This window comes from Pseudomonas saxonica (assembly GCF_007858365.1).
Taxonomy (GTDB): Bacteria; Pseudomonadota; Gammaproteobacteria; order Pseudomonadales; family Pseudomonadaceae; genus Aquipseudomonas; species Aquipseudomonas saxonica.
This window is the reverse complement of record NZ_VFIO01000007.1, coordinates 251,944-268,987: the sequence shown is the minus strand read 5'-3', so window position 1 is coordinate 268,987 and position 17,044 is coordinate 251,944. Positions and strand designations below refer to the sequence as shown.

Here is a 17,044-nt window from a genome sequence, read left to right as displayed (position 1 = left end):
TTCGACTTGGTCGACGACCGACAATTTAAAGGTCAGCGTGTAGTCTCGCTGACTACGCCTTTTACTTGTCTCCATTACGCCCTCCTAAAATAGATCAGAAGGTGTAAACCTTATTCAGGACGGGACACAGGCAACAAAAAAGGGCCCACCTTTCGGTGAGCCCTTCTAGACCGCCCAGCAGAGCGGATTTTGTTTGGTAGGCGCGATTGGACTCGAACCAACGACCCCCACCATGTCAAGGTGATCAGATACGGGCACTAAACGTATGATTTATATAGGTTTTTTTAGATTCTCTCACAGTCTAAAATCGCTGCATCAGCCTATATAAATCAATAACTTAGCGTTGTATTTTCATACAGTAGTCAGGCTTAACACTGAGGTATCACAGCTGCAGGCCTGAGGCGGATTTGCAATCCGATAGCAAAACTCAAGCCGGCCGGGACTTCTAGCGATGTTCCTTTCCGAAACTTAGGCTGTATAGGGCCTCTGAAAAACACGTAGAGTACGGCTTCTATTTTAAGTTTAGGAACTGTTTTTCACTCTTCTCCCGGTGTCCTGCCGACCAAACTCATCCTATCTGTTTCAGAAAATCATCTGGTTTGTATCGGCGCAAGCTTGGCCTGAAGGGCGCCAATCGGCCAACAACGGAAGCCCACGAAAGACTACTTCCGACCCAGAGGTAGCAGATGAAGCCTTATATAATGCTAAGGCAATGGGACGCATCAGTTTTTGATAGGTTATTTTTGATATGTTTATAACCAAATTCTAATTATTATTAATTCGAAATAGCTCTGCCCTTTCGGCGCTGAGAAATAGCGATCTGAGGTGCTGCGGTCTTGGTATCGGACGGTAGCTTTATGCAGATGCTGAACCCTAATTTGTAGAGCATGTCTATCATCGCATCTATCGAGAATTTCTCAATTTTACCTGTGGCAAGCTCGGAAATACGAGACTGGTTGACGTTTAACTTTTCCGCGGCCTCTCGCTGTTTGAGGTTTAGATTTTTAATGTGCTCTGTAATGAAAATAGAAAGATCCATTTTCATTGCCATTTTGCTTACTGTTTGTTCGTCGCGCGTAACGTGGGCTGGGCTATCGACAAATTTAAGTGCCATCTGAATTCCACCTTCAGGTTGGTATCTAGAATTTAAGATAAATATTTAGCTCATGCTACAAGCATATGCAAATCAATAACTGTGTGGTACATCGGGTCATGGAGGAGCGAAACGCTTATCTCATTTTTGCTGATACATCGCGCAATCTGCCTTGCACAATGCCTCTTGCCTCTGGGTAAACTCGAGATTAACCATACAAAGTCCTCTATTGATCCCAGACGGACAAGGCTATCTGGCGCGCACTTTGCCTCAAACAGAAACAAGAAAGGAAAGCAATAGCCTAAACCCTTGATTCCCTTACAGAATATGGTCGGGACGGAGTGATTCGAACACTCGCCCCCTAGCACCCCATGCCCGCTGGAGCATGGCAAACCCTTTAAACATGGCTACTTTCTCTGGCGCTCGCTGCAACCGAATAGCCATAGATGCACATAGGTGCGTAAGAGAGTCACGCAAAAGTCACGCAGCCTATTTACTCCTTCCTCCGGCGTTCTGCCGAACCAGAACCAAACCTTATCGAATATGGCTTCGCACTGTATATGTGATCACACCCCAGACTGAGAACTCATCCCCTTCCAAAATGTGCCTGTCGGGAAACTTGGAGTTCTCTGACCTCAGGATTATGGATTTATCCCGGATAACCAGCCGCTTGCACAGTGGGTCGTTATTCAATATTCCTACGACGACATGACCATGAACTGGTTCAATAGCACGATCCACCACGGCCAGATCGCCTGCAAATATGCCGGCACCCTGCATGCTGTCGCCATCAATCTTGACCAGGTACACGCTCGGCGCACGAATACTCAGAAGCTCGTCGAGAGAAATTTGCTTCTCAATGTGATCCGCCGCCGGGGACGGGAAGCCTGCCGGCACTTTGAAAGAACACAGGGGCAAGCGCACGCCGCCTTCGGCTATTGGACCTAGAGAAGTGAAGCTCATGACGCACGCCTTTTGTTTAGCTGTATGAACGTACAGTTAACTGCGTAGGAGATTTCCGGTCAATTCTTCTCTAAGAGATTTCGACGAAGGGATGCTGATGCGGGCTAAGCTTCGAGCAGTGCTCTATCGTGAGGAGGTCATCAGGATGTGCGGGAGATTTGTACAGTACCAGGGCGTTGCGGATTATTTGAAGGTGCTGGGCACCGACAGATTGGTCGTCAGCGGTTATGACAATCAACCCATCGCCCGCTACAACGTCGCGCCCAGTACTCGAGTCAACATCCTCCATAATCAGCAGGACGACTTACGGGTTGATCCTGTGCGTTGGGGCTGGGCGCCCTTCTGGGCCAAAGGCAAAAGACCAGATCCTATCAATGCACGAGTGGAGACCGTCACGACCGGCAAGTTCTTCAAGCAACTATGGCCAGATAGCCGCGCCTTAGTCATGGCTGACGGTTGGTATGAGTGGGTCAAGGATCCTGATGACCCAAAAAAGAAACAGCCATTCTTCATTCGACTAAAAAGCCAAGCGCCCATGTTCTTTGCGGCATTGGCCGAGGTGCACCCAGGCTTAGAGCCGCATGAAGGCGATGGCTTCGTGATTATAACTGCTGCCAGTGATCAGGGGATGGTTGATATTCATGATCGACGGCCCGTGGTTCTTGCACCTGAGCATGCGCGGGAATGGCTTGATCAGTCGCTTGAGCGTGAAAGAGCTGAAGAGTTGTCGCTGGAGTGCTGCCAACCGACAGAAGATTTTGAGTGGTACCCAGTGAGTAAGGCCGTGGGAAATATTAAAAATCAAGGGCCGGGCTTAATGACTCCACTGGAATAGGCACCCTGTCGGCTTCGTGCGACATCACATGCATCATTCTATTCAGATTTACCTTGGGGAAAACCTTGAACACTCATCGCTGGTCGCGAATGCCTTCGCGCGGTCGGTGCCCATAGGCCTCAAGTACTACGAAGCGTCTTCGCGTTTAACATCATCGATCATTCTGGCGCTATGCCAAACGGCCCTCCCAAGGTGGCCGCCTCACATGCGTATGCTGCCGCCTCTTGCGGCTGTAGTGCTCCAGCGCTGACCACAGCGTTTAACCAGTCCCAGAGCCGAGTAACACAGCGCGCTTGTTGCTGAGCGACCTCCTGTAAGTGATCCATAAGCTGAGCCTCCAGGGTATCAGAGGAAGTGCTCAACACCTCTGGCTTCAGGTCTGAAGCTATGCGTTTGGCTAGTTCAGCAGTGGCTGGGGAGAGCGCTCGCAAATCGAGTAAGCGTCGCTCAAAGTAGGGCGTGGGAGGTAGCGACATTAGAGGGCGTCCTTTTTTGAGCATGTATTCATGGCGCTTGTAAAGGCAGTGGGAATTCCATTCCCCAAGGTAGCCTTTTCTCCGACTGACTTTAGATGTTTTTTTTCGTTTGTCAGATTCGCCTGTCGGGTTGATTTACCACGCAGGGGATTCAGCTCTTGAGTTGCAAAATATTGCTAAGAGTGCGACGACAGGGCTGAATGGTGAAGCATTAACGGCCGATCCTTTCCGTTTAATTTGTGCCAGATATTGCTTTTGCGTACATCTGACAGGCCTGTAACGCGATCAGTCCTTGATCGCCGTCGCTGGTGATTCCGATAATTCGTTGAGCATGCGCTCGGTCAAGTTGGGCTCGATAGGTTCCATGAACCACGCGGCCGGGGCCGGTGGTGGCTTGCATTCCGTCACTACCATTTGTGCCGGTGGCGTCGAGTAGGACTGACAGCCGCAAGTCAGCAGTAGCAAGGCGATCACGCAGACGGGCTTGATTGATTTTTGCATCGGTGAGCACTCGGTAATGGACTTTGTCGCTGGCTGCCAGCCATTGCTCCAGTGCAAAGCGTTTGTTCTGCTCAGCAAGGATCAGCGCTGAATTAGCATTGGCCAGATCGGTCAGGATCGTTTGATGGGCTGTTTCCTGTTTGGCCAGTTGTTGACCATAGGCGTTGGCCTGCCAAGTCCATGCGGCCCAGGCACTGACAGCCATAAGGCCGAACATCAACAGCAATGCCCCGCCCCACTTCACCGCATCGAGCTTCACGCCAACACCTTGAGGGCGCGGGCATACAGCGCCTGACGGTCTGCTGCGCCGTTCTGACCGCCGTTGATGCGGCGGGTGATGGCCTCGAACTGGCCCGCATCGGCCAAGGTGTTGAGCCCCCTGCTCGCCCAAAACCATGCCGCTGACATGCACGCGTGCTGAGGCTTTTCCAGCAGCTCGGGTTGGTTGATCAGGTCTAGGGCCAACGCTTCGCCGCACATCATGTAGTTGGCCCGGCCGGTGATCTGGATCAGGCCACGGCCGCGATATTTGGAGCCGTCACCCGGTTGGGTGTTGCCCAAATCGGCACGGCCTTCGTAGCGGGTCTGAGCAGCGGTTGGCCCCCAGATTTCTTTTACGTATTTGAGCTGGCCAGATTCGTGACCAATCTGCGCGATGAAGGCCGCAACGCGCTTGGTGCCGACGATCTGGAATCGGTTCATGGCGGTGTTTAAGACAGGTACAAAAACGCCGGCTACTTGGCCGGCGTTCGGGAGGATCAGCAGCAATTGCTGCACGGTGATGGGCATAGCTTTCTCCAGGCAAATAAATACCCGCACTCGGCGGGGTTCTGGGTGATGCTGTTTTTAGCTGGGCCGTACTGGCCGTTTCTCTGCTTCCGGGAATCCTTCGGCGCCCTCTTTCCAGGCGCGTACTTGAATGCGGTAGTCGCGCCATTGACGCTCGGTGCCGGTAAGGGCTATAGGATCATCATCTTCGATTGCTAGTAGTTGTTCCGCAATAACCAGCATTTCCGATTCTTGCCACAGAGCCTCCTTTTCTGCGTATGCAGCCTCAAGAGCCTTACTTGTTTGGGCGCCTTTCATTTCACTTGTTATTAGCATATCCCAGTCGATATTGCTCAATCTGTTACTCCTTGGCCGAAGAAGTCCGGCAATTCTGGCAGAGGTTTCGGAAGGTCTACAACTCCATCGGGGACATCGCTTATGGGCTCGGGAAAAGCCTGATCATGGCTATAGTTCCATGGGTTTGGCATTACCAGAGTTACGATTAGTTCCCCGTTTAGCTTTTCAACCGGGCCTGCAAACCACTCGCTTTTAATTGCCTCTCGGGGAAGGGTGTCACCATCTCCCATTCTTGAAAAGCTGAATGCCTCGTCATTTATGAAAAGGGTGGCCCCTTGCTTTACTATTTTTAGAGTGTCCTCGCGCCGTTGGGGGCTTAGTATTATTTTCATTATTTCCATCTCCCCATCGCCAAGCATTGAACCGTGTTCTGCGAGTCTACGGTTGAAGTAAAGTTCCACACTCTAGGATTACCCGACCACATGGACCAAGTTGTATCGTATCGACTGCTAGGTACCACGGTGCCCGCTATGCATACCTGAACACCTTCCACGAAAGGGGCTGCAAAAAGATATTCTATGGTTCTATTTGCTATATAGCCTGAGAATGAACCCCAGCAGATCTGAGTCCCGTCCGCAAATCGGGTGTAGCCACCGTTTCCGTTTACACCTCGCTCAATTATCGCGCCCTCTAGATTGGTGCCTACAGTCTTTGTGCCAACGATAACCCAAGGCCCCCAGCTGGCTAAGCTGAGCGCCACCCGTCTGTAGGTAGTGTTGGGCCTCTTAAATTCCTGCTGAATACCATCGCCGCCGGACATTTCAGACCAGTGAACACTGCTCTCTAATACGCCGTATACACCGGCCCCATTGGCACCCGGGATACCTAAATCATATCCATCCGCAAATCCAAGACAAGTTCCCGAAGATATAATGTCAGAGGGTATGCCCCTTGTGTATAACGTGGAACGGAGGTCATTTTGTATGCCAATCCCATTAAACCCAGCTATCAATACCTCCCCTGAAGCGGCTTTACGTGCAGTTTGAGCTCCACGCGAAGCTGCCGTGCCGAGCGCTGCATTTTTTTCGTAGAGCTCCTGGGTCATCGCGTTGATTTTCATACTTGCTGTTCGCGGTGGATCACCGCCCAGCCCCGCAGGGGGTGTGCCTAAGATAATTTCTTGCCGTGCCATGCTGTTCTCCAGCCGAAAAAAATACCCGCGTCTGGCGGGTATATCGTGACAAATAAGTGAAGTGTTATCCCGTGATCAAGAACCGGGAAGCCTTGCAAACACGGCGCCCGGCGCACCGATGTCATACCAGTTGGCGCGAGACCCGATTGCGTAGAGGGACAGCTCGTTGCTCGCGTAAACCCAGCGTATCCCCGCGTTCATCGATGTGACGTTGTTGGGGGCCAGCATGGTTCGGGAGAAGGGGTTGATCATGAAGTACTCATCTTCAAGCAGTGGCCCGCTGGCAATGTTGCACTTGTAATAGGTGGCTGTGCCGATGGGGCCTTGCTGCCCATAACTGACGTAGCTCCAAGAGTTACTGGCCCGTGTAACGGTCACAGGTGTAGCACCTGAGTCATACACCAACTGGCCGTTCGCGCCCCAAATGCGCATGCCGTAATTACCGTTAGCCTTGGTTGCAAACACGGCGGCAAACCACTTTCCAGTAGGTCTGGAGTTTATGTTGTTTGCCCAGACCTGAAACCCGGTCCAACTCCCGGGCGATCCAGTCAGGATGGTTTGCGTGTAGACATCGTTCGGCGCGGTTGGCGAGTTCCGGATGAAAATACACGGCGGTTCGGGTGAGGTTATTGCTGCCGGGAAGGTCACGATGGCTACCCGGCTTCCTGCCGAGTAGGTACCGTTGTAGAGGCTGCAAAGCCTGGGCGTGTCAGAGTCGATCTGCACATACGAATTACTGTTGACGACCCGCAGTCCGTAGCTCAATTTTTGAACCTCATCACCAGCAATCTGAACTGGATCGTCGAACCGTTATTCGCGTCGGGCTCCATCGGGTTCTGCGACATGACCACGACCTGACCGTTAGCAACGCTCATGTAGGGCATGGCGTCGTAACAGCTGTTGTATGAAGTATTGGGCGGTGTAATGGGCAGGATCGTTGCCACGCAATTGGCCGGGGTGAACCCGGCGATGGGCACTGTGATCACCGCCCGCAGCGTCAACTGGTACACCTGATTGTGAATCACCTGATAGGTGAACGTATCTGTGTCCAGCTCCAGCACGCCCTTAGCGTTCCACGTCCTTAATCCATAGCTCATAGCGTTAGCTTCCCGACTTGAGTACGCACCACACCGCCTTCATCGGTCACGACCAACCCATCGTTGTTCAAGGTTGAAGAGCCACCGGCCCCTGCGCTGCGCAAGGTCAACAATCCCGCCGGAATGTTGATTTCCAGCAACGGCTGGCCCTTGGCGTTGACCGCACTGGAACGCAGCGTCATACCCAGCACCAGGTTCTGAATAAACGCCGTATCGATCATGGCGTAGTTGATAAACACCTGACCGCCCGAGACCACAAACGGTGCACGCAACTGGCCGGTGACTTCGTCGATGATGGCGAAGCGTTGAGCGAAGGCCAGAATCTCAGAGGTGTCCCCTGCCGCTACCGACAAGCCAGCCATCACAGTGCGACCGCCTGCCGTGGTCTGGGCCTTGATAGTGGTCTGTGCAGTCACCTTGCCGTTCACGTCCGCAACGGCTTGGCTGACTTGCTGCACCGACGCCGTAACATCACCGACTGAGGCTTGCACCGTGTCCACTCGACGTCCCATCGCGCTATCTGCATTCGTCCGGGCCGTAACTTCTGCCTGAATGGCGGCTGCGTTGTTCTGCGTTTGGGCTTGGGCTGTCTCGATGCGGCTGCTCAGCGCCCTGTCTGCATCTGCGAGCGCCGTGGTTTCCGACTTGAAGGTGGCTGCGTTGGTGTCGACCTTGGCGCTGAGCTGAGAGACGCGGGATGCTACTGCTGAGGTGGCATCAGCGGCGGCCGTCGAAACATCAATGATCTTCGCAGCATTGTCCGCAACCTTGGCTTCGACAGTGTCGGTGCGCACTGACTGCGCAAAGTCACGCTCAGCCACGGCTGACATGATCGACCAGGCACCGGCCGATGACGTGGCGTCACCCGCGCTGCCGCTGGTGTCGCGTGCCGAGTCGGTTTTGACCAGCGCATACACTCCGTCGACTTTCTCCGATGTGGCTTTGACTTTGCCGTCGAGGGTTTCGACGGTGCTGGTCAATGAGCTCAACCCGTTGGCCGTGGCCACCAGCCCTGTTTTCGGGTCGGTGACTTTAGCGTCGATAGCGCTGATCTGTTTGCCCTGCGCGGTGATCTTGCCGTCCTGCTCGATGATGCTGGCCGAGTTCTTTTGCACTTGCAGCACCAGGGCATTGGTCGTTTCGGCCAAGGTGCCCATGTCGACCCAATAAGTGGCGTTGGGCGGCGCATGGCCGGTGGTGGCGGCAATGGCCTGGAACAGCCGATTGCCCAAGCGCACGATGTCGCGTACAACGTAGGCTTTCTTGTTGTCGTACTCCAGCGCGTCAGTGATTTCGCCAATCAGGCCTTCCAACTCCTTTTTGGCCGCATTGAGCCGGTCATTGACTGACCCCGGCCCATTGCCGTCAATCAGGGCGATTTTCTCAATCTTGCTGAGCAAGGCCTGACCAAAGGCTGATTCTTGAATCTTGCCGACAAAGTACTTCTCGTAGGCAGTTTGTTCCGAACTTGGCTGGCCATTGACCCCGAGCTTTTCAGGAAACCACGGCCCGACATTGCCGGTGCGATCCACTAACCGCGCCCAAAAAAACAGGCTGGTTCCGGGAACGATGTTTTGCAGCTCATGCCGCGCCTGCGGGTAGGCGAAGTCGCCCAGTTTGGTAGCACCGGCCAAGCTGTTGGCCGTGCTCTGCCAGAGTTCGGTGCGCTGGGTGTCTTCGGCACCCGGTGGAAAGCCCCAGTTGATCCCGATGCCGTAGACGAGGCTTTCGGTGGTCAGGTGCTTGACGGCAGGTGGTAACCCTTCCTTGCCCTTCAAATGGGTAAGCTGCGACGACTTCCAGATCGAGGAAATATCGAAGGCACTGACCGCGCGTACCCGAGCCAAATAAGCGCCAGCGTAAATACCAGATACCTCAACACTGGATGAGCCAGTGCGCTGCACCTTGATCCAGTTGCCATTGTCCTTGCGCCACTCCACGTCATAGGCGACTGCGCCGGGTACCGACGCCCACGCAATGGTCATGGTGGTCACGGCCAAGCCTTGGGCAACCGACGAACTCGACGTCAGTGCCACGCTGGCCGGCGCCGGAACCACAGTGATTGGGATTACGCTGATCGGACGCTCTTCCAGTCGGGCCCCGGTGTCGATATGCGCGAACTTGCTCGGGTCGTACTGCACGGCCGAGATTTCAAATACGCCAGGCTCCGGCCGCGACACGCTGGTAACCCGGTAAAGCGGTACCGCCAAATCATCGGCATCCAGGCACCAGACCAGCTCGGATTCAGGCGCAACGGAGTAAGCCGTGGTCACCGTGAGTTTGCGGCCGCTGACCAGTTGAATGGTTCGGCCCTCACACTTGCCGTCGGGAAGGTTGAGAATCAGACGGTCGCCTGGCTTGGCCGAAGTGTCGCGATCCAGCGTGATGACCTTGCCTGCTACAGCAGACACAAGCCCGCCAACCGGCCGCCCGGCAATCAACTCGTCTGCAATCGGGATGACATAACCCGGCAGCGGAATGCGCCCGGCCAAGCCGGTCCTGAACGTAACGGCGCGGTCTTTGGCATTGGTCAGCAGCGCCCACTTTCCACGACGCTGAGCCTCAGACTCGCGAGTGCAACCAATGGCGCTGATCTCCAGCGGATTGTCGCCGTAGCGGCGCTGTAACTTGCTGTCGGTTACCGCCGTGACGTCAGTGTCGTAATTGTTAGCCGGGTTGTCGTAGCTGATCAGTGCCCGGCTGTAACGGGTGCGCTCCGAGGCGCTGGCATAGGTGAACTTGCCATCGATCACGTTGGCGCGGGTGTAGGCGAAGTCAAAGTCAGTGGAACGCGGCATATCCGACAGCGAAAACACCTGGCCCTGCGCCCAGTAGGTCATGCCTCGGTAAATCGCAGAAATATCCCGCAGCAACGTCCAGGCATCCACCTTGCCTTGCAGGTTCAAGTTGCAGATAAAACGCGGCTCCGTCCCGCCTTTGCCGTCTGGTACCAGTTGGTCGCAATACTGAGCAATGCGGTACAGCTCCCACTTATCGACCTGCCATGGCTTGATGCGCCGGCCAAGGCCGAAGCGGTCGTTGACGGTGATGTCGTAAGTCATCCAGACCGGGTTATCGGTCCATGCCTGTTTGAACGTGCCGTCCCAAATTCCGGTATAGGTCCGGGCTCGCGGATCATAATTGATTGGTACCGACATCTTGCGTGCATCACATTCAATCGTGACCGCCGGGATGTTGCGGAACTGCTCAGCCGAAAACTCAATGTAGAGCAGCGCGGTGTTCGGATAGCGCAGCTTCGCGTCGATAACCTCGGTGAAGCCCGCGATCTGCATGGTGTCGGCGATTTTGTTGTTGTTCTGGTTGGCGGTGAGGCGCGTGATCCGCAGCAACCAGCCGCTCACAGCTTTGGGCAAGTCGATGCGCCGCGTGCGCTCGTAAACGCTGGTGGTCTTCCCATCTACCGCTTCATTCAGCACCTCTTTGTAAGCACCGCCATCGGTGGCCACTTCGATCTTAAATTCGATCCGGTAACCGTTGATGTTTCCACTGGCATCAATCGATTGCAGCATTGGCCAGGCAAAGCGCAGACGCACAGCAGAAAGCTGGGTATTGCTGATCGCCCTCACCCACGGTGTACCGCTGCGCAGCTCAATGCCCAAGGTGGTCTCATTCTCTACCGAGGGAATGCCGGGGATGTAGGATTGCTCAACGGAGCCAGTACGCCACTCCCACTTAACATTCGGGAAGTTGAGATTGCCTTGCTCGTCCTGCAGCGGGGTATTGTCGAGAAAGATGTTTTTGGCCGTAGGCGTTCCGTCAAATTCGCCCTCGCCCACAGCAATCAGCATTTTCGCCAAGGCAATAGAGCGCAGGCTGTCCGGGGCTTCGGTTGGGGTCTTCGGCTTGTCTGATCCGCCCTTGGCGCCGTGGATATCGATTAACTGTGCTGCGCCCATGCTTTTCTCCAGGCAATAAAAAACCGCCTCATGGGCGGCGTGGCGTTCGGTAGTGTCTACATCTGGTCTTCGGCATAGATCGCAGCACTGATGATTGCCCCACCCCAGCGCCGACGGCCGTAGCACAGTGAGACCGGATTGCCGGAGGCTGTGGTGTTTTTGGCGCTGCCGAAGGCATAGCCGGGGGTGTTCTCAGGCGCTGCGCTGGTCTTCAAGCCGCCGGCTTGGGGGCTGAGCATTTGGATTACGCCGCCAAGCGCAAGAGAAGCACCCATCATCATCATTCCAGAAGTAAACGGTGTGGCAGTACCGCCAGAGGCATAAGTCAATACCGCCCCTACCGCTAGCAAAACAACACCCACGACTGTTTGAAGCACGCCACCACGCTTACTCCCGCAGATAACCGGAGCAATACGAATATCTCCAGTTCCGCCGTAGCTAAGCTCTTTTTCTTCGAGATTCTTGCTTCCGCGAAATATAGCGAACTCGATGCCTCTCGATTTTGCATTTGAGATGAATCGCTCAAAACCAGGAATCTGGACGCAAAGAGCTTTAATTGCCTCGGCGGGCGACCTGACGGAAAGCCTGAAAGATCGCCCAAACTGGCGGAGCTGCCCATACAACAAAATCGTAGTCATGGGCTGATATTCGATAACGAGTGCGGCCATTACTTTTCTCCAGATAATAAAAAACCACCCGAAGGTGGTCTGCATGCCTGATCTAGCGGTCACATGGATGTCGGCCTGATATCAAGGCCGACTTGGGTGTCACCGCCTATCCTGAATTTTTTAACGCTTCCGTCCTGAACAATTGTTGACTGCTCCTTTCTCAAACTACCCCAGCCGCACGTTCCTCCGCTGCGCTCATCACCAGACAGCCCAATTAGGTGCTCTCCGGATGGGACGTACAAGCGAACCACCTCTCCAGTATCGATGCGCGCTGAAAACTTACCATCGACTAATACTCCTACGTAGCACGCACCACCTACAAATCCTGTATCTCGCGTGACGATAACCGTCCCGTGCGGTCCAGATGGCTTTTTCGAGAATGCCAAAACCCTATCAGCCGGCACAGGCTTGGCCTTGTCCGCCGACACTTGAGATGTCGAGCATCCGGCCAACGCAATCAAGGCCAGCGCCCCTACGAATAATTTCATGTCGCTCAGCCTCGTCATTGGTACTGCTCATAGACAAACCGATTGGAAGATGGCTGCGGCTTGTCATAAGCCTTTTCCCAGTCCCTGGCATACGAGGGAAATCTATCGATTCGCGATATAGCCCACCCACTGTCGGCATCCTTCCGCTCGAGTGTGTACAGGTATGGTTCTCCCTCGGCCTTCGCTTTGATGTCGCTGTCATCCAGGACGGCGCCAGCCTCTGGAGGTGTCGCATTTTTGATAGTCGCTTTGACTACCGCCCTGGTGTCTGACTGGATTTCGACCCTAGTGATTACCCGATCAAAAATAAATACACCGCCATCGCACGGTCTGTCGATCGGGATATCTGAGGTAGCAAGTTTGTACAGCTTCTCGCTTGCGGGAGCCTGAAAGCGCACATATTCGAAGCAGATTTGGCTATCAAGGCGCATGGCAGCGTCTTTGGCTGCCCACCACGACTTCACCGTTAGGTCGGGGGAGTTATTGGCAATGCTCAGCTCCTTGGCTTCCTTCGTTGCCTGAACAAGCCCTTCCGGCACCTTCCCCTGATCCAGGCACCCAGCCAAGGCCATTAACGCAACAGCTCCCACAATCAATTTCATGTCGTTCCCTCTTTGGTTTGGCGGGACTGTAGCACTGAGGGGCGTACGCAAAAAGCCCAGCACGTGGCTGGGCTAGATTTAATGAGCATACAACTTGAATTCTCTATCGATCCATACGACATGGAATATTCGGCCTTTTCGGTAACCAACCATTGCAACTAGGTCGTATGCCCGAAACGCTAAAAGCCTAACATCAGCCGTCAAAAAAGACGGAATGCCAACCTTCAAAATTCCGCGATCAATGGTTTCTGTACCGTACGCATGACGATCCTGCTGCCGAATATCTCGCCAAGAAATCTGGCTAATTCGTCGCAGGCGATCAAGCATCTTCGAACGCTCTTCCTGCTGGCAGTCGTGTATACACCAGCCAGTCTGAAGATACTCAAACGAAAAAACGGGAGGCTTTAGGTCTGAGTCATCCACCTCAGGCACGGCATCTCGCGTCTTTATTTTTGGATTTTGAGCAGCCCTGCCCTTTATTCGTCCCATTTTCAGTTAACCAAATTGTCTCTGAAATACTTCTGCATTTCCTCAGGCGGGATCTGCTTGCTCGAAACACCCTCTTCGTAATTATCCTTCCAAGGGTCCTCTTCATGAGTCAATTGACGCAGCTTCCACGCCGAATATTGCCCATATACCTCGTAGACATCACCGAGCAGTCGACGCTGCTCTCTGCTGAATATATTTGCGTCGAATTGTGCCGGAGCAGGGATCGAACTTGATCCATGATGGCTGTAACGATGATAAAGGTTGGCAACTACTGGGCCATGCATCCACGCCTCAATCGGCTCATCGAAAAGTGGCTCATCAAGAAGGGCTAAGCTAAAACCTTGCGCGTAGTACACCAATTTCTGAAGTTTCAGATTCGAGATTTCTCCCTCATCACCTTCGACAGAAAGAAAGTATTTAGCTACATCGTGGCTCGTTGGCACGACCGCCTCCTTTTTTGCCGATGCAATTCCTTCGCATCGATCCAGATCAAAAATGAGGCGCGAGTCTGCACAAGTCAAGAGACTTCGTCAATTTTTCATTGACTTTGTCATACCATATTCGCTAGGAATTCGAATTCCTCCAGCCTGTACGAATCCCCAGTGGCGCCAAGCTTCCTGGCCAGGCATCCAGCGTGGATGGAATGCCAGTGGCGCCCTCCAATCGTTCAGTAGTAGCTTTTGGTCTTCTCAAAACCAAGGAGCGGTCATGTCAATTAGAAGTATCGCGCAAAACCTACCGGTAGATCCGGACAACAAAGGCTGGGTATTGGGCTGGGCAGTCCTGAGAGAAAAGCCTGCTTCTTGGCATTTGGTTGATGTTTACGCAAGTAAAGCCATAGCTGAGGCTGCGGCATCACGCCTAAGCGAAGGATATGTCGTCAAGTATGGCTCTCATCGTCTTGGCTCAGATGACTTCATCAGCGGACTGACGCCACCGGCGTGACTTCAACTTTCTCGAACAGAATTCGACCAGGCCCCGCGACGAGCGAAGCAGTAAGCCCAGGCTTTCCAATGTAGGCGCGGCTGTAACCATCCTTGCTCTGGCACTTGCCGGAGAACTTCATGCGATCGATCTCGACGCCACCGTCCAGAATGGCGACCTCGGCTTCGACACCGCAGAGAGCGCCGTCGGAAATGGTGAATAGGTCGTGAATGGTCAGCATGTAACGCTGGTTTGGCTGCATACAGCCCTCCTTCTGCCGGGTGGGCAGCGAGAAATGAATAGAAGGATCCCCCCAGTCCTTCGCCTGCAAGCCCAAGGACTGGGGTTGCGCCAATATCGGCGCGTTTATTGAAGGAGCGAAACATGCACCCTGGTCAAACTCGATTCCCGTACATTCTCATCACTGACAGCGCTGAGGTTGTAGCAAAAGCAGCAGAAATTTCATCTGGAGGAACCGAAGAAGCTCGTGGAATCATCTCTTTTCAGTCGGACTTAGCATTCTCCGACGTGGCGGCCGCACTCAAGGCTACCGGCGGCGAAGTGGGCCTCTTGCAAATTGAGAACAGCCAGGCGGTGAAGGTCAAGGGTGACGTAGCCAGGCTCCTTGGAAAGCTCACTTCGGCATAGGGGCGCCGCTGCTGTAGAGCACTTTGCCGTTGACGACTTGGATAGAGGCGCCTTCGGCCATTCGGTATGGGCCGCTGAGCAGATATTCAGCGCGCCCATCCTGGACATCAATTTCGACAGGATCGCGCTCAGGATTGGCGAAGTCTCTGCGCCAACCGATGGCAGGGGAAAACGGGTCTGGCTTAATCATCAGATATCTCCTGCGGCCCTGCCGCGTCATATTGGTTGTTTTGCGTCTTTGTGCCTGAGGATCAGGCGCGTCCGGTCATGCCAAGGGCCGCCGTAGACGATGATCTCGGAAGGCCTGCCGTACATGTGGTGCAGCAGAAATGGCCCAGGGCCAAATGCGCCTGACTCTTCACCCGGTAGCGCCGGATCAGTGGCCAAGTAAACCCCGGCATGATTCGGGTAAGCCGTTCGCCCAATCGCCATAATTATCAAATCTCCGCGCTGCGGCTGATCGACCCGCAAAAAGCCCGACGCCTCATAATTGGCCTCATAAAGACTGGTGTTCTCCGCACTCTCCCACCAGCCATCTACGCGCTGGAATGCCTCGAACTCCAGCCCCCATTCACGCTTGTACCAATCCGCACAGACCTGCCAGCAGTCCCAGGCCCCATGAACAAACGGACGCTTGAGCAGCGGCGTGCTGCCCGTTGGCGTGATCGTGCGCATGTCGCCCTCCGGCCACGACAGAATGTGCCAGGGTAAGGCAGTGGCCTCGCACATGGCCAGATCGCGCGGAGACGGGCGACTGGTAGCGTCCGGGTGGGAGTGAACAATGCCGATTACTTCGCCCAAGTCTTCCGCAGCCGCGTAGTCCTCAGGATCAAGGCGAAATTCTTCGTTTGGCTCGCTGGCAATGTTCAGGCACGGGAAGTACTGCTGCTTGCGCCCAACTGCCAGCAGCAGACCGCAGCTTTCTTTGGGGTACTCGGCAGCCGCATGCGCAGCAATCGCGCTCAGTATGTGTTTGCGCATGATCAGCTCCGGGCTATGAGGGACACAGCGGGGAATCCACCGTGGGGAAGCTCTTCGTTTTCGCCGAAGCGTAACTTGCAGGACGACAGGCAGCCTTTGCAGATGTCCTTGCTGGGATCATCGGTCGGGACGTCCTCGTCGTCGAACATCTGCCTGCCGGTGTAGCCACAGTTCGGGCCACGATAGCCGCCGGTCATTGCCCAATGGCAGAAAGTCGTCATTTGGCGCCCGGGCAAGCCGTGGTTGTCGATTTCGCCAGGCGAGGACAGTTCCCATTGCACCTGTTCGCCGTCTTCACCGGTTTTCTGGTCGATAAACCAGATTTCCAGTGCTTCTTGCGTCGGGTCGGCCGTGGGATTGCCTTCGGGGAAGTTCTCGGCATCCAGGTACTGCGCCAGTGTCTCGCGTACGGTGAGTTTGAACTTGAGCAGGTCTTCAAAAGCCAAGCACAGCGCCGTCACCCGGCCGTTGATGTTGCCTGCTATGAACGTAGGCCGAGTGGCTGTGCCGTCGCTGTCAGAGCCAATTCCTTCAATGTTCACGGGCCACGCAGCGTATTCGTTGCCCTGCCAGAAAATCGACTTGGCAGGCAGATCTTCGTCAGAGCCTTGATAGGCCAGCAATTCATCCGGGGTATGTGGAATGGCATGCCCATGAAAGCGCAGGTAATCCGCGCCGTATTCAGTCCCGTCGATTTCGAACAGGCGAATTTCGCCGCCGGGTTCCAGTTTCTGGATGTCCGTGATTAATGCCATGTGAGGATTACCTTAGGGGTGAAACACTTGCTCGAAGGTGGCCGACAGGGAGTAGGTCAGCCCGCCACGGGGTGAAGGCTTGTAACCGTTGCACTTGTAAAGACCCAGCTCGCCCAGTGGCGGTGTCCAGAGGAAGGCTTTCGCCCCTTGGTGCCGATCCAGAAACGCCATAATGGCCTTGATTCTGTCCTTGGGGCCGGTGTGCATAAACGGCCAGGACTGGGATTTGTTGTTGATCCCGTCCGTAGTCGTCTGCGCGTAGCCGTCGCCGAATTGCTTGGTGCGCACGCGCTGTTTGATCTCGCCTTCGCCCTTTTCGGTTTGCCAGGTGAATGTTTCGATTGCCATAA

The 17,044-nt window shown here is 54.5% G+C and carries 21 protein-coding genes; 3 read left to right on the top strand and 18 right to left on the bottom strand.

The window, feature by feature from the left end; all coding sequences use genetic code 11:
• Window positions 1-775: 775 nt before the first annotated feature.
• Both FJD38_RS17945 and FJD38_RS17940 read right to left on the bottom strand, forming a co-directional pair.
• Window positions 776-1,114 carry a helix-turn-helix domain-containing protein gene (locus tag FJD38_RS17945; protein ID WP_146386679.1) on the bottom strand — a complete coding sequence of 113 codons (339 nt, stop codon included), beginning with the start codon at window positions 1,112-1,114 and terminating at the stop codon, window positions 776-778.
• A gap of 513 nt (window positions 1,115-1,627) precedes the next feature.
• The gene (locus tag FJD38_RS17940) at window positions 1,628-2,056 is read right to left on the bottom strand and encodes a LexA family protein (protein WP_146386677.1); all 429 of its coding nucleotides are present in this window, start codon (window positions 2,054-2,056) and stop codon (window positions 1,628-1,630) included.
• A 145-nt stretch (window positions 2,057-2,201) separates the two neighbouring features.
• Between FJD38_RS17940 and FJD38_RS17935 the strand changes: the two genes are divergently transcribed.
• Window positions 2,202-2,891, top strand: a complete 690-nt coding sequence (locus tag FJD38_RS17935) for an SOS response-associated peptidase family protein (RefSeq protein ID WP_146386695.1) — start codon at window positions 2,202-2,204, stop codon at window positions 2,889-2,891.
• A 708-nt stretch (window positions 2,892-3,599) separates the two neighbouring features.
• On the opposite strand, the gene FJD38_RS17925 is transcribed toward FJD38_RS17935, so the two are convergent.
• The 11 genes from FJD38_RS17925 to FJD38_RS17870 form a co-directional block, all read right to left on the bottom strand.
• Window positions 3,600-4,127, bottom strand: a complete 528-nt coding sequence (locus tag FJD38_RS17925; protein ID WP_146386673.1) for a lysis system spanin subunit — start codon at window positions 4,125-4,127, stop codon at window positions 3,600-3,602.
• Entirely contained in the window at window positions 4,124-4,657 is a 534-nt protein-coding gene (locus FJD38_RS17920) for a glycoside hydrolase family 19 protein (protein ID WP_146386672.1), read from the bottom strand. The genes FJD38_RS17925 and FJD38_RS17920 overlap by 4 nt, the downstream gene beginning before the upstream one ends.
• A gap of 57 nt (window positions 4,658-4,714) precedes the next feature.
• Window positions 4,715-4,993 (bottom strand): hypothetical protein, encoded by a 279-nt coding sequence (locus tag FJD38_RS17915; protein ID WP_146386670.1) that lies wholly within the window; start codon window positions 4,991-4,993, stop codon window positions 4,715-4,717.
• The gene (locus tag FJD38_RS17910) at window positions 4,990-5,394 is read right to left on the bottom strand and encodes a hypothetical protein (RefSeq protein WP_244302754.1); all 405 of its coding nucleotides are present in this window, start codon (window positions 5,392-5,394) and stop codon (window positions 4,990-4,992) included. The genes FJD38_RS17915 and FJD38_RS17910 overlap by 4 nt, the downstream gene beginning before the upstream one ends.
• Window positions 5,395-6,200: 806 nt before the next feature.
• Window positions 6,201-6,590, bottom strand: coding sequence for a hypothetical protein (locus FJD38_RS17900; RefSeq protein WP_146386666.1), 390 nt, complete (start codon window positions 6,588-6,590; stop codon window positions 6,201-6,203).
• Window positions 6,591-6,886: 296 nt separating this feature from the next.
• Window positions 6,887-7,222, bottom strand: a complete 336-nt coding sequence (locus tag FJD38_RS17895) for a hypothetical protein (RefSeq protein ID WP_146386664.1) — start codon at window positions 7,220-7,222, stop codon at window positions 6,887-6,889.
• Entirely contained in the window at window positions 7,219-11,139 is a 3,921-nt protein-coding gene (locus FJD38_RS17890) for a TipJ family phage tail tip protein (protein ID WP_146386662.1), read from the bottom strand. The genes FJD38_RS17895 and FJD38_RS17890 overlap by 4 nt, the downstream gene beginning before the upstream one ends.
• 56 nt (window positions 11,140-11,195) lie before the next feature.
• Window positions 11,196-11,807 carry a tail assembly protein gene (locus FJD38_RS17885; RefSeq protein ID WP_146386693.1) on the bottom strand — a complete coding sequence of 204 codons (612 nt, stop codon included), beginning with the start codon at window positions 11,805-11,807 and terminating at the stop codon, window positions 11,196-11,198.
• A 59-nt stretch (window positions 11,808-11,866) separates the two neighbouring features.
• A complete protein-coding gene (locus FJD38_RS17880; RefSeq protein ID WP_146386661.1) occupies window positions 11,867-12,295 on the bottom strand; it encodes a hypothetical protein in 429 nt (142 codons plus the stop codon).
• A 14-nt stretch (window positions 12,296-12,309) separates the two neighbouring features.
• Window positions 12,310-12,897 carry a hypothetical protein gene (locus tag FJD38_RS17875; protein ID WP_146386659.1) on the bottom strand — a complete coding sequence of 196 codons (588 nt, stop codon included), beginning with the start codon at window positions 12,895-12,897 and terminating at the stop codon, window positions 12,310-12,312.
• Window positions 12,898-13,388: 491 nt separating this feature from the next.
• The gene (locus tag FJD38_RS17870; RefSeq protein ID WP_146386657.1) at window positions 13,389-13,829 is read right to left on the bottom strand and encodes a Panacea domain-containing protein; all 441 of its coding nucleotides are present in this window, start codon (window positions 13,827-13,829) and stop codon (window positions 13,389-13,391) included.
• Between the two features lie 265 nt (window positions 13,830-14,094).
• On the opposite strand from FJD38_RS17870, the gene FJD38_RS17865 reads away from it, so the two are divergent.
• Window positions 14,095-14,331 carry a hypothetical protein gene (locus FJD38_RS17865; protein ID WP_146386655.1) on the top strand — a complete coding sequence of 79 codons (237 nt, stop codon included), beginning with the start codon at window positions 14,095-14,097 and terminating at the stop codon, window positions 14,329-14,331.
• Here the strand turns inward: FJD38_RS17865 and FJD38_RS17860 are convergent.
• Complete coding sequence (locus FJD38_RS17860) at window positions 14,306-14,572, bottom strand: hypothetical protein (protein ID WP_146386653.1); 267 nt, start codon at window positions 14,570-14,572, stop codon at window positions 14,306-14,308. The genes FJD38_RS17865 and FJD38_RS17860 overlap by 26 nt on opposite strands.
• Before the next feature lie 122 nt (window positions 14,573-14,694).
• Between FJD38_RS17860 and FJD38_RS17855 the strand changes: the two genes are divergently transcribed.
• Window positions 14,695-14,958, top strand: a complete 264-nt coding sequence (locus FJD38_RS17855; protein WP_094988706.1) for a hypothetical protein — start codon at window positions 14,695-14,697, stop codon at window positions 14,956-14,958.
• Here the strand turns inward: FJD38_RS17855 and FJD38_RS17850 are convergent.
• The 4 genes from FJD38_RS17850 to FJD38_RS17835 are packed head-to-tail and all read right to left on the bottom strand — an operon-like array spanning window position 14,945 to window position 17,042.
• Complete coding sequence (locus FJD38_RS17850) at window positions 14,945-15,148, bottom strand: hypothetical protein (RefSeq protein WP_094988705.1); 204 nt, start codon at window positions 15,146-15,148, stop codon at window positions 14,945-14,947. The two genes, FJD38_RS17855 and FJD38_RS17850, sit on opposite strands and share 14 nt — an antisense overlap.
• 26 nt (window positions 15,149-15,174) lie before the next feature.
• On the bottom strand, window positions 15,175-15,939 hold the full coding sequence (locus tag FJD38_RS17845) for a C40 family peptidase (RefSeq protein ID WP_146386651.1): 765 nt from the start codon (window positions 15,937-15,939) through the stop codon (window positions 15,175-15,177).
• Window positions 15,940-15,941: 2 nt separating this feature from the next.
• Window positions 15,942-16,694: a phage minor tail protein L gene (locus FJD38_RS17840; RefSeq protein WP_048375952.1), complete on the bottom strand. Its 753-nt coding sequence runs from the start codon at window positions 16,692-16,694 to the stop codon at window positions 15,942-15,944.
• Window positions 16,695-16,706: 12 nt separating this feature from the next.
• Complete coding sequence (locus tag FJD38_RS17835; RefSeq protein WP_047280221.1) at window positions 16,707-17,042, bottom strand: phage tail protein; 336 nt, start codon at window positions 17,040-17,042, stop codon at window positions 16,707-16,709.
• Window positions 17,043-17,044: the final 2 nt, after the last annotated feature.